The sequence below is a fragment of the Paenibacillus sp. SAF-068 genome, from assembly GCF_051967555.1.
Taxonomy (GTDB): domain Bacteria; phylum Bacillota; class Bacilli; order Paenibacillales; family Paenibacillaceae; genus Paenibacillus.
The window spans coordinates 1,801,161-1,816,417 of record NZ_JBQCJX010000001.1 but is presented as its reverse complement, the minus strand read 5'-3'; the positions used below and the strand labels follow the sequence as shown (position 1 = coordinate 1,816,417).

Here is a 15,257-nt window from a genome sequence, read left to right as displayed (position 1 = left end):
TATGCCTATCTATACCTTATTACTATATACTACGTCTCTTAATTCAACCTAAACCATTTCTAAAGATAATCTAAATAAATAAAAAATAGAGCCCCGGCACAGGCCAAGGCTTTAAGAATAATTCAAATATAGTAGGACTGTTTTCATTCTTGATCCAAGTTGTTGATTCAAACTGTTCATTCTTCTTTCAGACTATTCACATGAAGTCATCTCTTATCTGACCGAAGCCACGGTTCAACTTTGTCCCATAAACGTTCCTTGTCATATTGCACATATTGACTGGCCCGGTTACGCACAGGATCACCCGCGTAGAAACGTTCGTATAGATCATGCCTTGCTCCGAGCGGACTTCCGGTCAACTCCCATGCCAGTTGAAAAAGTCGAATCTTCTCCGGGGCTTGCATCGTTACTCCACCAAGATATTGGCCCATCATAGAGCCCATCGCTTCATTCATTTCCAACGTACCTGAGGGAATCTGAATCAGACCACCTGCAGCAATCGTCTTCAAAATCTCCACCGCGCGGGGATAATAACGATTGCCCAGATTACGTGCCGTTTCAATATATTTGAATTCCGGCAGCCAGTTGCCAAATGTATCCGGCTTGGATTGCGCTTCAGCAGCAATAATCAGTCCCTCAATGGTCTGCATCTGACTGATTAGCTCTCCGAGTTGTTCCTGCACATTCAAGAAAGAATCCACCCCGATCTCCTTGGCAATGGCTGAGGTCACGGATGTAATAAACTCCAGTTTCGAGTGTAATCGAATGACGCTCTGGTGATAGGCCAGACTGGCTGAAGCTGTATTACAGCGAATCTGCCATACGGCTTCAGGGTTATTGTGCAGCAATACACGTTCCCAGGGTACGAATACATCGTCAAAAAATAATACGGCATCCATCTCATCATATTGCGAGCTTAACGGATGTGATTGATCTGTATCTTTGGCCGCAAAAGATTCTCGGCACATCATGTGCAAGCCCGGACTGTCCGCGGCTACAACCACCATATGGGCCAATTCTGGCCGGTGCCCTGGAATTCGTTGAACGGGATAAGCCATGATATCATCTGCATAAGGGGCTGCTGTTGCTACCATTTTGGCTCCGCGGATCACCACGCCCTCCGTATTACTTTGGACAATCCGCAGCATGGCATCCTCATCTTCACCAACTGGCAAGGACCGATTAATCTGCGGGTCCCGCTGGACAATCGTCAGGAAAGCGTCTTTACGTTTGGCTTGTTCAAAATAATCGGATATTTTACCTGCAAAAGCCGGGTCATGCGCTGTCATCTCATGTCGTGTTGCATACCAACCGGTCAGGCGGGATCGGGCATAATCAGACAATCGGCTCATCACCCCATACGTCTTATCAGCCCAAAGCCGAAAAGCATCCGCCCTGCTGTTCACATCAAGAACGGAACGAGGCACAAGAAAGGAGCGGTGCACGTAACTTCCCGTCTGTTCGTCCCAGTAGGCCACGGTTTCCCGCGTCTTTGGGTCATCCACCAGATTGAATAATCCTTCTATCGTTTGAAGTGTACCCTGAAAGGCCTGATGCCCAGTTACCTGGACACGCTCTCCGTCCAGCCATACATTGCGCTCATCATTCAATCGTTGAATGTATGCTTGTCCACATGACATCGTGATGCTCATGTACGCCCTCCCTATTTAGAACTATGTAATGATACATTCTGTATCTATTAAAATAGTACTGTGCCTGAGATAGAAAAGTCAACAGACACCGAACTACAAGTCCGATGTCTGTTAGGTCATATATTTTTTAGACTAACTTGGAATACATATGACGCAGGTACCGCCAGCGCACAAGTGCAAAATACAGGATCTGCATGGAAGCAAAGACCAGGAAGATGCGAAGACTGTATCCGAAGACTGAGAAATCAACCAACTGTTGCAACGCTACAAAGGCCACTGAACTGTGGATGACGGCAATCAGAATCGGCAGGAAGAACATAAGCAATAGCTGCCTTGTTACAATCTGGCGGAGTTCAGGACGGCTGAGTCCCATCTTGCCAATCATGCGATACTGTGCTTCATCTCGTTCAAGGTCTGCGTAGAGTCTGAAATAGGTGAAGCTTGCTGCAAAGGTGAAGAAAACAATGCCGATCAGGCCGCTCAAAATTAGAATGATGCCATTGGTCTGCTTGGAATTAAGCCAATCCACCACAAGTGCGCTGACCTCGTAATAACCTTTGTCGGAATGATCATCTTGAATCGATTTGATCAAGTCAGGAGCAAAGCTGCGTGTGCCCATCCAATCTTTCACGATAAATTGGATCGTTCTCATCGAATAGAAACCTTCAGGCATGCCAACTTCCTCGTTGTACGCGGGTCTCATCTGATTAAACAATTCGTCAGTTACGATGTAGAGATTAATTTCATTTTGAAAAGGAATCACAATCTCGGTGCCAGGTGTCGATAGCTGAACAGGTACGCGTTGACTATCCACCTCCAGATTGATCTCCCCTCCGGAGAATCCTTGTTCAGCCTGTTCACGGTACTTCTTGCGAACCGCCAGATTGCTTGGTGTCATAAATGACTCATCGACCTGTTTCAACGTACGTTCTTCATACCCCAGTGCCTTCGCCAGACGGTTATAATCACTTAGCTTGATAATACTTCCATTATTATTTTCATATATAGGAGCATAACTGCCCTTCACGTAGGGAACTTGATGATCAATCAACGTTTCTTCAATCTGCCGAATATGTCGCTCTGACTGGGGAGTATCCCATGAATTCATATAGCTGAATGCGTACGGATTCGACATGGACGACAACCCCGGGTCAGCTATTGCGAGCATGGTGCCAATTCCCGTAAATGAAGAAGCTGAGATGATACTTACCATGAAAAACATAATCGCGTTATCTTTCATTCGATACGTAAGTTCCGATAGAAAGAGCAAATTGGTTTTACGGAAAAATAACCGTGAATTGCCTTTGAGTGCCCGAATAACGTACACACTGAGCTGTGTAAACAGTAAGTATGTACCTGCAATTACAACCACGACACTTGCCAGTAATAGCGGAAACGAGAAGCTTACCCATACAAAGGTGAATACCCCTGCGTAGCCTCCGCCAATGAACAGTACGGATAGCAAGGCGAGCAAACGCGATGCTTTCGGTTCCGGTTTTGGCTTTTCCTCCGATTTCACAAGTTCAATAAGTGAACCTTTGCGTATGAGCAAGGATGACGACATTGCGATGACAACGAACAACAGCAGAAATGCGCCAACCGTCAGGGCAATGCCTTTCAGCGGAAAGTAGAACCGAAGGCTGTTCTCGACAGCCAGCATGGAGCCACAGATGAGCAGAATCAATTTGCCGAAAATGAGACCGAGTCCGATGCCCGTAATGATCGAAGCTAAACCGACACACATATTCTCCATAAACAGCAGCCGATTCATTTGTTTGCGTGTCATGCCAAGGATCAGGAAAATACCAAATTCTTTCTTGCGTGTCTTCAGAAACGAACCTACCGAGTAAAGCAGGAACAGGAATGAAAAGATGAATATAATGATCTCCGCAATCATAAACCCTTGGTTAGCAAGCAAAGTAACCGTTCCATTGGATCCCTTTAACCCTTCTTTCAGATCGGGATGGAACAAGAGCAATGCGTAGATAAAGAAGATCATGACGGAAAATGTACTGCTCAGAAAATGAGCCAGGTATATTCGTTTGTTGCGAACAACGTTATTAATGGCGAACTGGCGAAAATTCATGTCCGGACCCTCCCATTAGGGATAATACATTAATAATCTTCTGGTAAAAGGCTGCTCGATTATCGCCGTAGTGTATTTCGTTGTAGAGTTTGCCATCCTTGATAAAGACGACCCGACTGCAATAACTTGCGGCAACTGCATCATGGGTAACCAGTAGCATCGTAGCCCGGTCTTCCTGATTGCGGGTTTCCAGAATCTCCATCACATCTCTTGCCGCCTTCGAATCCAGATTACCTGTTGGTTCATCAGCCAGAATCAGCTTGGGCGAATGAATCAGCGCTCTGGCAATAGCCGTACGCTGTGCCTGTCCACCAGAGATCTCATAGGTCCGCTTGTTCAAAATGCTTTCGATTCCCAGCTTGCCCGCAAGTCTTTCCACACGTGTGTTCATCTCTGTCAGTGAAACGCCGTCAAGCGTAAGGGGTAATACGATGTTTTCCTTGACCGTCAGTGTGTTCAACAGATTGAAGGACTGGAATACAAATCCCAGTTCTTTACGCCGGAACAGCGCAAGATCGTCTGGTTCAAGTTCAAACGGATTCTTTCCTGCAATTCGCAGTTCCCCTGATGTGGGATGATCGATTGTAGAGATCATGTTCAGCAAGGTGGTTTTACCGCTGCCGGATGGTCCCATGATACCGACAAACTCTCCTTCCTGGATACTGAGGTCAATACCTGATAAAGCTTCATACGATACGATCCCTTTATAGATTTTGCTGATCTGTTTTACAGAACAAATCTCCATAGTTACAACTCCTTAGTCATGTATAAAATTTAAATCAAGCTACATCCATGCAGTGTGCATGCATATTATGCGACGCCTTTTCTTTGATCTTCTGACTACAGTCTATCGAAGTTTCGGCCATTCTCCTATGGTTTAACCTTTCACCAACATGACAATGTTGTAAGGTTGCATTATGGCAAACAAAAAAAGACGTCTTTGCCCAGACTAGGCAACAGACGTCTTTACTCTCACTTCAACCTATACTCAGACTTCTTTCGTTTCACTATACAATTCCACGCTTGTCTATAATCTGTCACCGACAATTTAGGAGTTGAAAGTAATTCGGACAGTTGTTCCTTCGCCATACACGGATTCCAGATCGATCCGATGATTCATTCGTGTTAACACTTCTTTGGCAATATAGAGTCCCATACCTGTAGACTCTTTGAAATGCCGCCCGTTCTCCCCGGTGAAGAACGGTTGGAAGACTCGGTTCAGATCCGACTTCGGAATTCCTATGCCTTGATCCTGCACTTCCAGCACAATGGAGCGTTCCGATTCATATGCCCGCATATGAATCTTTTGTCCGCTGCCCGCTGAATACTTGATTGCGTTCGACAGTAACTGTACCAAGACAAAACGAATCCACTTGGCATCGGATTGCACAACCAGCTCAGAATCAATATGCATCTCTGGATAGACGTGATTGCGGATGAAGAATCGCTTCAGTTCATGGATCGCCTCTTCGCCAGCGTTCTTCAATACCACTGGTTCAACACTGAAATCCTGTTCGAAAGTATCCAAACGTGCCACATACAACACCGTTTCCAATCCCCGTCTCATCTGGTCCGCTTCCTCGCGAATGCTTATAAGCCTGGGATCGTCATCTTCCTGATCCTCCACCGTCAACTCAATGACGGATAATGGTGTCTTCATCTGATGTACCCACTGGTTCATGAACGTCAGATATTCTTGTTGCCGCTGTTCCAGCCGATGCAGATGAGCATGATACTGTCCATATTGTGAATCCAGCAGCTTTTCCAGTGCCCGTGATAATGGACTAGTTTCGTTCAAGGGTACAAATTCCTTCAGCGAATCCATGGATCTTGATATCCGATCATAGAAAGAGCGATGTGAATAATAACGATATACCAAATAGCCAACATACAAAAATAACCCCAATGCTACGGCATAAGCAGCTGTAGTCCAATCGTTGTAACCGTCATACCAGAACACGGCTACTACGGTGAACAAGATGGCAACAACCCAGCAAGTTAAAGCGAGATGTTCTCGTATAAAAAGTCTCATGATGGAGAAGCGGCCTTCCAGTTATTATTCAACCGGTAACCCGAACCTCTGACCGTTTCCAATGCATCCGTAATGCCAAGCTCGGCTAGTCGCTTACGCACCCTTGTTACATTAACGCTAAGTGTGTTGTCATCCACAAAAGAGTCATCCCACAGCTTCTCCAGAATGGTCTCCCTGCTCACCAGTTTGGGACTGCGGCGCAATAATGTTTCCAGCAGAATGGTTTCCTTCTTCGTCAACTGCACTTTGCGATCACCGAGCTGAATCTCCAGTCTTTCCAAGTACACGACCAAGCCATTTAACTCTACCTTGCGTTCTTCGTCACGTACAGCGTAATCCCCATACACTCTGCGCAGTTGACTCCGGATTTTGGCGATGACAATCTCATGTTCGAAGGGCTTCGTAATATAATCATCCGCTCCGTTCTCCAGTGCCATGACCTGATCCATCTTTCCGCTCCGGGCGGAGATAAACAGAATTGGGCATGTAGACAGTGTACGAATCTGGCGGCACCAATAGAAACCATCGTAACTGGGCAAGTTGATATCCAGAAGTACAACATGCGGTTGTACCTGCTCAAACTGTTGTACTATCATCTCGAAATCCTCGGCCAAAACGGCCTTGTCTCCATAACGCTCAATATGTGACTTCAATAATCCCGCAATCTTGGGATCGTCTTCTACAATCATAATGGTATACATGGTTGGGTCTCACCTCTGCCAAAATCATAACACAGGATCTGTTATCGAGCATCGATTTGCTTACGCCAATCCACAATATCTGCGTTTAACTGCTTCAGGTCACCAGAGGTTTTCTGGTCGTCTGATAACTTGTACTTCTGCTTCAATGCCAGGATACGATATACACTTTCATCAATTCGGGATTCGGAGATCTCGCCTGACTTCACTGCACTGATTAATGTATCAAAAATCGTCTTGGCACTTTCATAACTATGAGCTACCAAAAGAATGTCACTACCTGCTTTAACCGTCGCTAGTGCAGCTTCATTCAGCTTAAAATTCTTAGCGATTGCCCCCATACTCAGGTCATCTGTAATGACTACACCGTCATACTTGAACTCCCCGCGCAAATGTTCACCAATGATAACATCAGATAAGGAAGCCGGATGATCGGGATCCAGCTTGGGGAACAGAATATGTGCCACCATGACTGCTTCCACTTGCTCTTTCACTGCGGCCTGGAACGGAATCCATTCCAGCTTGGCCAGTTGTTTTTCCGTTTTAATCACGACAGGCAGATCGAGATGAGAGTCTACGGACGTATCGCCATGTCCCGGAAAATGCTTCACGACCGGAATAATGCCTTCACTCCGCAGACCTTTCATCTCAGCAATCCCCATACGCGATACCAGTTCTGCCGAACTGCCGAAAGAACGATCTCCGATCACCGGGTTCTTCGGGTTACTGTTCACATCCAACACGGGAGCAAAGTCCACATTAAAACCTGCAAGCTGGACTTGTCTGGCCAGCAATCTCCCCATCGTTTCAGCAAGGTCACTATCTTTCGTTTGCCCTACCTTTTTGTTGGAAGGAATCGATTCCACCGTCTCCGGCATACGGCTGACTTTGCCGCCCTCCTGATCAACGCTCATGAAGATTGGTACCGGGTTGGACTGATTCGTCTCCTTAATGGATTGCACAAACTTGGCTGTCCCCTCAAGGGTTGTTACATTGTTTGCATAGAAAATAATGCCCCCAACCTTCTGATCCGTAATCATTTGTTTCGCTTGATCGTCCAGCATTGTCCCTTGAACACCAGCAAGTATCATCTGTCCAATCTTCTCTTCCAAAGTCAATTGGCGGAGTTGCTCCCGAACCGGATCTGCTTCCTCCTGTGGTTGCTCTTCTGCTTCTTCCTGCGGTGGAACGGCATTTCCCTCAGGCGATGAAGAAGATTGTCCTGTGCTGGATCCCGTGTTCGATTGGTTGTTCGAGTCCGTTGCGGAGGAAGGTTTCTGAGTTTGTCCGCATGCCGATAAAAGCAAAACGATACCTAGCAAAAGACAGATCATATGCATTGGTTTTTTCCAAATCGTATTCGAATTGAAACTATAGTTGTACAAGGATATTCATCCTCCTTATGTAATGTCGTTTTGGCAACGCTTGGGTTCAGGCCTAACCTTATCATAAGGTGAATGATTTTCAAAATAAGCGCTTCTGAAGATCGATCAGATTGATACTAAAGCACATAAACAGCAAAATAGGTGTTGCATTGGAACCTAAGATGTGGAACTTAATGGTGTTGTGACTACGCGCGTGAGGGATGTATGGATGTGATAAAGAGGTGCAGCGGTGCAGAAATTGTTTTTCTATTGTGAATTTTTCATGTGTTGAAATTATTATTATAGGTAGGTAAAAAAGCCGCCCAAAGGCGGCCTATTTGTTCGTTTGTTTTCATTTTTTGTTGTAATTCGTTACTGTTCGGCGCTGGTCGACATCGGTCCACCTGTTGCCAAACGTTCTAGGCCTTCAATTAATGGAGGGTTTGCAGCACTTCTGTTGTGAATGGGATGATTTCGGATATGCGACCTTCACGAACTTTGGCAGGCCATTCTGGATCACTAAGCAGAACACGACCTAAGGCGATCAGGTCAAATTCATTGTTCTCCAGCTTCTCGTTTAATAGATCCAGATGGGCATCCCCTGTTCCCTGATTCTCGGTTGCTCTGTCCACAAATTCGGCTTCAAGTCCTACTGACCCAACCGAAATGGCTGGTTTGCCAGTGATTTTCTGTGTCCACCCCGCGAGGTTCAGCTCAGAACCTTCGAATTCAGGCAACCAGAACCGCCGTGTAGAGCAATGGAATATATCCACGCCAGCAGCACTGAGTGGTGCCAGGAATTGCTCCAATTGCTCCGGCGTTTCCACCAGACGTGCATCATAATTCCCCATCTTCCATTGGGAGAAGCGGAGCACAATTGGAAAATCAGGACCAACTGCCGCACGACAAGCCTCAATCACTTCAACTGCAAATTGGGTTCGCCGTACCAAATCACCACCATAATTGTCGCTTCGTCGATTCGTCTGCTCCCAGAAGAATTGGTCAATCAGGTATCCATGGGCTCCGTGCAGTTCAATCCCGTCAAACCCGATTCGCTGTGCATCCGCTGCTGCTTGGGCAAATGCCTGTACAAGACCCTGAATCTCCTCTTCCTTCAACGGTTCACGTGATGGTTCACCTGCCATGCTAACGCCTGACGGACTTACAGGTTCTGCTTCTGCATTAGGCAAATCACCGGAACGACGTGCAGTACCCACATGCCATAATTGCGGCATGATTTTGCCACCCGCCTCATGTACAGCTTCCACAACGTTGGCCCATCCTTGCAACGAATCTTCACCATGAAACAAGGGTATACTCGCTCCACTAACCGAAGATGGATGATTAATGCCTGTACCTTCCGTAATGATGAGTCCCACTCCGCCTGCTGCTCTGCGCCGGTAGTATTCAGCAACTTCCGGTCCAGGTACACCCTCTGGTGAGAATCCGCGTGTCATGGGGGCCATAACAATTCGATTAGACAATGTAAGCTTGTCCGTGGTGAAAGGTTTGAATAATGCTGAAGGTACGTTCATGGTACACTGCTCCTTTGCAATTGGAAGTATGCAACCCCGCATTCACGTGAAATGCGACATGCTTTTGTATATCGTAACAAGTGTAATCCAGCTGACTGGTTTAGGGTTATTTCTCTATCCATTTTATAGTCTCTTAATTTTATTTTCAAATTTTCAAAGTTAGGCTTTCAAGTTAATTTTATGGACAAAAAAAGAAAGCTACCTTGTGGCAGCCTCCCTCAGAACACACTGCCGCAGCAGTCTGCCCTGTAATCTACCACATCTTCAGGTATTTCCCGGTCACCAATAATGTGGATGTAGCATAGTATATAATCCATAATCTTCCTTAAAATTTAATTAGCATTCACGGGGATATCTCCGCGATTCACTCGAAGCAATTTGCCTGACGAAGTTGATAATACATCCGGATCGGTACCAAGACCGAAGTAGAAGTCACCCTCGTTCTCTTCAAATGACTTGGCATACGTGTCTTGGTTAAAACGTAAAATTTCATCCCATGTTGTCAGATCCGTCGATTGGTAGACCCGATTGATATACAGATTGGCACTTTGGCGCGTGTACGTAAGCACATACACCTTGCCTTCACGCAGCAACACATCGGTTGGAAGCGCCTTGGTATCTGGCAGATTCACTCGTCTGGCCTGATTAATGTCGGTCATGACATTCAGGGATTTGGGCAGCAGCTGTCCATCATTGAACACGCCTCCGGCTATATAGAGCAGTTTGTTATTAAAGTTAACATTTTTCCCTATTTTATTATAAGGAATCGTGCCCGTTTGATAGGTTAGTCCGGGCAGCATTTTGCTGCCGTAGACGACAACATCCCTTTTCTGAAGCTGTTCATTAATTTCCAGAATATTCGTTTTGTCATTCCATATTTTATTGGCTGGATACATCATGCCAGAAGCATACAATTTGCCGTTAAGATGAAACATCGTGTACGCCCGGAAGCCAAAGGTATTGATCGTCGCGTATTTCTGCCAAGTTTCACCTTCATTATGAGAGATTAATATGGTTGGTTTGGACTCCGTACCCAGCGCGGCAAACATCTTGCCCTGATAAGAAGCTAAATCATATACGTGTACACCGAGAGGCAGATTACGATATTTGGTCCACGTCTCTCCATCCAAACGATAGAAATTGCCCAGTTCCCACTTCTCACTATCCGAATCATTGCCAGGGATATATAACTTGTCGTTCAGCACTCTGTAGATATCAATCTGTTCCTCATCCACATACATCTTCGTCGATGGCAAAATGCCCGGATCACTATTGGTTACCGACTGGGTCTTGAATTTCGCATTCGTTGTATCATAATAAATGACTGGAATAGGACCTGAATTTGGCGCTACACCCAGATTGCTGCTGTTTCCGTGACCCAAATATATTTTGCCATTGTACAATTGCATGTCCCAGACGTTATTAGCATAGGGAGTTTTGCTAAAAGGTCTCCCCAGCAGTTCAATCTTCGATGTTACATCCGCTGAACTGATCGGTGCATTCGACACCTTGGCAAGCCCACGTTCAGTTGCAGGTGGTTGACTCGTAGACGTGCTGTTTCTGGGCTTGGAGTTACCCATTAACATCCAGCTCACTCCAGCGACGATAGTCAAAATGACGGCTGTCCATTTCGCAGGTCTCTGCATGTCCGCTTCCTCCTTCATAGTTTCACAATATTTACCTTCACACCAAGATGATACAAATTGTATCTTTTTATACTATGTAATTCGACCCGTACATGCAACAAATTCCGCCCGATCTATACAAAAAAAGTAGACAATCACATCTGATGATGTGTTGTCTACTTGCTTTTACTGCCTATGTTTCTATTCTGCTTTCACCAGAATCTTAACCTGATTTTTTTCTTTTAGGAGTGCTTCAAACCCATGTTCCACTACTTCATCCAACGAAATGCGTTTGGTTACCAGCTTGTCTGCGGGGAAGAAACCTTTATCCATCAGACTAATCACTGCAGGGAACACATCGCGATAACCGATAATGCCGTTGACCGTCCGCTCTTTCATAACAATCGAGTTCGGGTGAATTGGCGCTTCCTGTTCGAAAATGCTGACGATCATTAATTCACCGCCAATACGTGTCGAATCGATCGCTTGTTGCAGTACACGTGGAACACCTGTTACTTCATAGGCTACGTTAACGCCACCCTGTGTACGCTGATGGATCTCTTCCACTACATTGAACTGTGTTGGGTCAATCACAATCGCACCCAGTTCTGCCGCTTTGGCTTTCCGTTCGTCCGATAACTCCACAACATAAATATCAGAAGCTCCCGAAGCTTTAAGTGCTTCGATAACCAATAATCCAATCGGGCCCGCACCAAACACTGCTGCGGTATCGCCTACTTTCAACTTGCTTTGGCGCACAGCGTGAAGTGCCACAGCCGAAGGTTCAACCAATGCACCTTGTTCATACGAGATTGAATCCGGTATGGCATGAACCATGTATTCTTCAGCAGTTACATATTCGGAGAATCCGCCTCCGCCTCCAGCGAGTCCAAGGAAACCCATTTGATCGCACAGATTGTATTTGCCTTGTTTACAAGCTTCGCAGTGTCCACATGCATAGATCGGTTCTACGACTACACGATCGCCCGCCTTGAAACGTGTAACGCCTTCCCCTACTTCAACCACCTGTCCTGAGAATTCATGCCCCATTACAACAGGCGCTTGTTCCCCTGTTAGCGGATGTGGAGCTTGAGCAGGAATGAAAATTGGACCGGCTGTGTACTCGTGCAAATCACTGCCGCAGATGCCGCACCATTCCACTTTTATTTTGACCTTACCTTCTGTGGGGTGAGGTTCATTAATATTTTCGAGACGCAAATCTTTAACTCCATGCCAGCGTAATGCTTTCATTCATTTCATCTCCCAGATCATAAGTTATGATATAATCGGAAACGTTTCCGTAAATTAAATATGTCACATTTTAGATACGCTGTCAAACATATTTCTACACTAATATGTCTATTTGGTGATCATACTGAGTTCGCTTTGGAGTGCTTATGCTTTAATTTCAGTTGTTTTGCTATATAAATTGAACTAAAGAATATTTACACTGCATACTACGATGACAGAACCACCTTCCGATCGCTGTTATCCCCAGATTTTTTTGATCCCTTATATAAAGGGGAAATCCGGAGATAAAGGCGAACGCTCCGCTTCTTCAGGTCCTTTCCGTCCTCTCCGTTTTGTGTAAATGTTTAGTTCAATTTATATAGATGGTATGACAAATGGATTAAATTCAATCCATGTCTCGGCATAAGTATGGTCCATTCATGGGATACTTCATGGCTCAAATGTTATAATTAAGTTATATAACTATCGTGAAGTGCATACATATTCCTAAATATTCGGAATCGTTTCCGATAAAGTGAGGTAACCATACATTGAGGAAAGAACAGAAACTTACCATCAAGGACGTGGCAGAGCGTGCCGGTGTGGGCATTGCTACCGTATCCCGGGCCATCAACAATTCAGAAGGCATAAGTATTAAAACACGAGATAAGGTAATGCAGGCCATTGAGGAACTGGGATTTGTACCCAACACCTCCGCACAGAGTCTGAAAATTAGGCAAACACACCAAATCGCGCTCGTTGTACCTGATATACGTAACGCCATTATCCCGGAAATTTCGTGGTCTGTAGAGCAAACGGCGAAGCAGCATGGGTACCATGTCGTGCAGATCAATACGGCAGGAAATGCCCGAACCGAACTGGAAACCATTCGTAATGTAAAAAAATTGCATGTCGACGGACTGATCTTCATGCCTCTCGCATATCCCAAAACGTTACCCGGACTGATCGATAAAGCCCCTCTCCCTATCTCCATGATTAACTACGGCAAGAAACTGGAACCGGGCATGAAAGCGGATATCGTCTCTCTGTCTCAACCTGAAGGCAAACTGGTGATGGAGCATCTGTTCAAGATCGGCCGGACCCGGATTGCCTATGCCGGAGCACCTAAAGACATTATTGAAGAACGCTTCCGGGCGTATGAGCAAGCTGTTGGCCATGTGGACATTTCGCTCGTCTATTTCGGTGAGGACTTTTCATTGAATACCGGTGCCAATGCTGCAGATTATTTCTACGGACTTACGCATATGCCAGATGCCGTCTATGCCATTAATGATATGGTCGCCATTGGTTTGGTTAATCGGTTCAAGGAGTTAGGCATTCGTGTTCCTGAAGATGTGGCTGTGGTGGGTGTGGACAACAATCAATGGACCACTGTCTCGTCTCCGCAGATTAGTTCGGTGTCCATTATGGGGGAAGAAGTCGCCAGACTCGCTACCGAGTTGTTGTTAAAACGTATTCGGGAGATGAGCACGACCGACTACGAGCACATTCAGTTTGAACCTCGTTTAATCGTTCGTGAATCTAGCGTTGCCCCGATCCGTTCTTCTCTGTCAGGACCGCGCATTTAATTTCGGTGAATGGAATGAAGTGCTTAGGACTATACCTTTCCCTTTAGTTCTTCTACTACACTGAAACACCAATAAGGTGTTGCTCAGGGATAATCCAATCCTGACAACACCTTATTTATCATTGAGTTCATATAACAATACGCAGGGTCGTTATTCAATATACAATTATTCTAAGGAAGCAGTTGCCTGATTGGCGTTCCCTTCAGAAACATCTCTATGTTCTCTACGGTGTGATTATAATAAATCTCATAATTGCCACGAGTCACATACCCCAAATGAGGTGTAGCCAGAACGTTAGGCAATGTTCTCATAATATGGTTAACCGGCAGCGGTTCCTGCTCATATACATCCAGACCAGCACCGGCAATCCAACCACTTTGCAACGCCTCCACCATGGCTTCCTGATGGACAATGCCCGCTCGTGACGTATTGATGAGCAGCGCACTCGGTTTCATTTGTTGAAATTCGGCTTGTCCAATCAGATTACGTGTACGATCACTTAACACCAGATGAATGGAAACGATATCGCTCTGTGCAAGCAATTGCTCCTTGGTCTCTGAATAGATCACGCCATATTTTTCGGCTTTCTCTCGTGTCAGATTTTCGCTCCAGGCCATCACGTTCATGCCGAATGCTCGTGCGATCTCAGCCATACGCGTGCCTATTTTACCCAAACCGAGCAATCCAAGTGTTCTTCCGTGCAGATCCAACCCTACAGTGCTCTGCCAGTTTCGATTGGAACGAAGTGCATTATTTTCCGTAACCAGTTGTCTGGACAGTCCCAGAATGAGTGCCCACGTAAGTTCCGTCGGCGGATTAGAGCTTCCCTCGGTTCCACACACAATAATCCCGTTCATCTCCGCAGCCTTGAGGTCTATGGACGCATTGCGCATACCACTTGTAATCAGAAGTTTTAGCTTAGGGAGCTGCGAAATGACCTTCTCCGGAAACGGTGTACGTTCCCGCATAAGAACCACAATGTCGAAGTCCTGCAATTCTTGAATGACTTTTTCTTCGGAGCCCATATAGTTGTTGAATGTCTGAATTTCTACCTGATCCATCAGCGGACTCCAGTCCGCCGACGTCAGCGCAACGTTCTGATAATCATCCAAAACGGCACAGCGCAACTTCGTATCCATTCCTGATCGCCTCCTAGATCTGCTCAATTCTTATCTATAAATTTTACTAAAGAATATTTACACTGGTCACTACAATGACAGAACAACCTTCTGATCGCTGTTATCCCCAGATTTTCTTCGATTCCTTTTTATAAAGGAAAAATCCGGGGATAAAGGCGAACGCTCCGCTTCCTCAGCTTATTTCTGTCCTCTCCGTTTTGTGTAAATATTTAGTTTAATTAATTTACATTGTAACAACTCTGCATTGATCTGCCCAATGTCCTCAGACACACATAAGAGCAGGGAAGCAACTTCATAAAATAAACTG

General features: G+C 45.6%; 11 protein-coding genes. 1 reads left to right on the top strand and 10 read right to left on the bottom strand.

Going from position 1 to position 15,257, the window contains the following annotated elements:
• Positions 1–206: 206 nt before the first annotated feature.
• The 9 genes from ACTHPG_RS08110 to ACTHPG_RS08070 form a co-directional block, all read right to left on the bottom strand.
• Positions 207–1,652, bottom strand: a complete 1,446-nt coding sequence (locus tag ACTHPG_RS08110) for a 4-hydroxyphenylacetate 3-hydroxylase family protein (RefSeq protein ID WP_440388608.1) — start codon at positions 1,650–1,652, stop codon at positions 207–209.
• 127 nt (positions 1,653–1,779) lie between these two features.
• Positions 1,780–3,738: an FtsX-like permease family protein gene (locus ACTHPG_RS08105; protein WP_440388606.1), complete on the bottom strand. Its 1,959-nt coding sequence runs from the start codon at positions 3,736–3,738 to the stop codon at positions 1,780–1,782.
• Positions 3,713–4,483, bottom strand: coding sequence for an ABC transporter ATP-binding protein (locus ACTHPG_RS08100; protein WP_440388605.1), 771 nt, complete (start codon positions 4,481–4,483; stop codon positions 3,713–3,715). Before ACTHPG_RS08100 ends, ACTHPG_RS08105 begins: the two co-directional genes overlap by 26 nt.
• A gap of 303 nt (positions 4,484–4,786) precedes the next feature.
• A complete protein-coding gene (locus tag ACTHPG_RS08095; protein WP_440388603.1) occupies positions 4,787–5,770 on the bottom strand; it encodes a sensor histidine kinase in 984 nt (327 codons plus the stop codon).
• Positions 5,767–6,471, bottom strand: coding sequence for a response regulator transcription factor (locus tag ACTHPG_RS08090; protein ID WP_440388602.1), 705 nt, complete (start codon positions 6,469–6,471; stop codon positions 5,767–5,769). The genes ACTHPG_RS08095 and ACTHPG_RS08090 overlap by 4 nt, the downstream gene beginning before the upstream one ends.
• 41 nt (positions 6,472–6,512) lie before the next feature.
• Entirely contained in the window at positions 6,513–7,853 is a 1,341-nt protein-coding gene (gene nagZ / locus ACTHPG_RS08085; RefSeq protein ID WP_440388601.1) for a beta-N-acetylhexosaminidase, read from the bottom strand.
• A 410-nt stretch (positions 7,854–8,263) separates the two neighbouring features.
• Positions 8,264–9,367, bottom strand: coding sequence for an NADH:flavin oxidoreductase (locus ACTHPG_RS08080; protein ID WP_440388600.1), 1,104 nt, complete (start codon positions 9,365–9,367; stop codon positions 8,264–8,266).
• Between the two features lie 332 nt (positions 9,368–9,699).
• Positions 9,700–11,013, bottom strand: coding sequence for a hypothetical protein (locus ACTHPG_RS08075; protein ID WP_440388599.1), 1,314 nt, complete (start codon positions 11,011–11,013; stop codon positions 9,700–9,702).
• Positions 11,014–11,193: 180 nt separating this feature from the next.
• Positions 11,194–12,243, bottom strand: coding sequence for a 2,3-butanediol dehydrogenase (locus tag ACTHPG_RS08070; protein WP_440388598.1), 1,050 nt, complete (start codon positions 12,241–12,243; stop codon positions 11,194–11,196).
• A gap of 530 nt (positions 12,244–12,773) precedes the next feature.
• Here ACTHPG_RS08070 and ACTHPG_RS08065 point away from each other — a divergent pair.
• A complete protein-coding gene (locus tag ACTHPG_RS08065) occupies positions 12,774–13,811 on the top strand; it encodes a LacI family DNA-binding transcriptional regulator (protein ID WP_440388597.1) in 1,038 nt (345 codons plus the stop codon).
• Positions 13,812–13,981: 170 nt separating this feature from the next.
• Here ACTHPG_RS08065 and ACTHPG_RS08060 read toward each other — a convergent pair whose 3' ends face one another.
• Complete coding sequence (locus tag ACTHPG_RS08060; protein ID WP_440388596.1) at positions 13,982–14,950, bottom strand: D-2-hydroxyacid dehydrogenase family protein; 969 nt, start codon at positions 14,948–14,950, stop codon at positions 13,982–13,984.
• Positions 14,951–15,257: the final 307 nt, after the last annotated feature.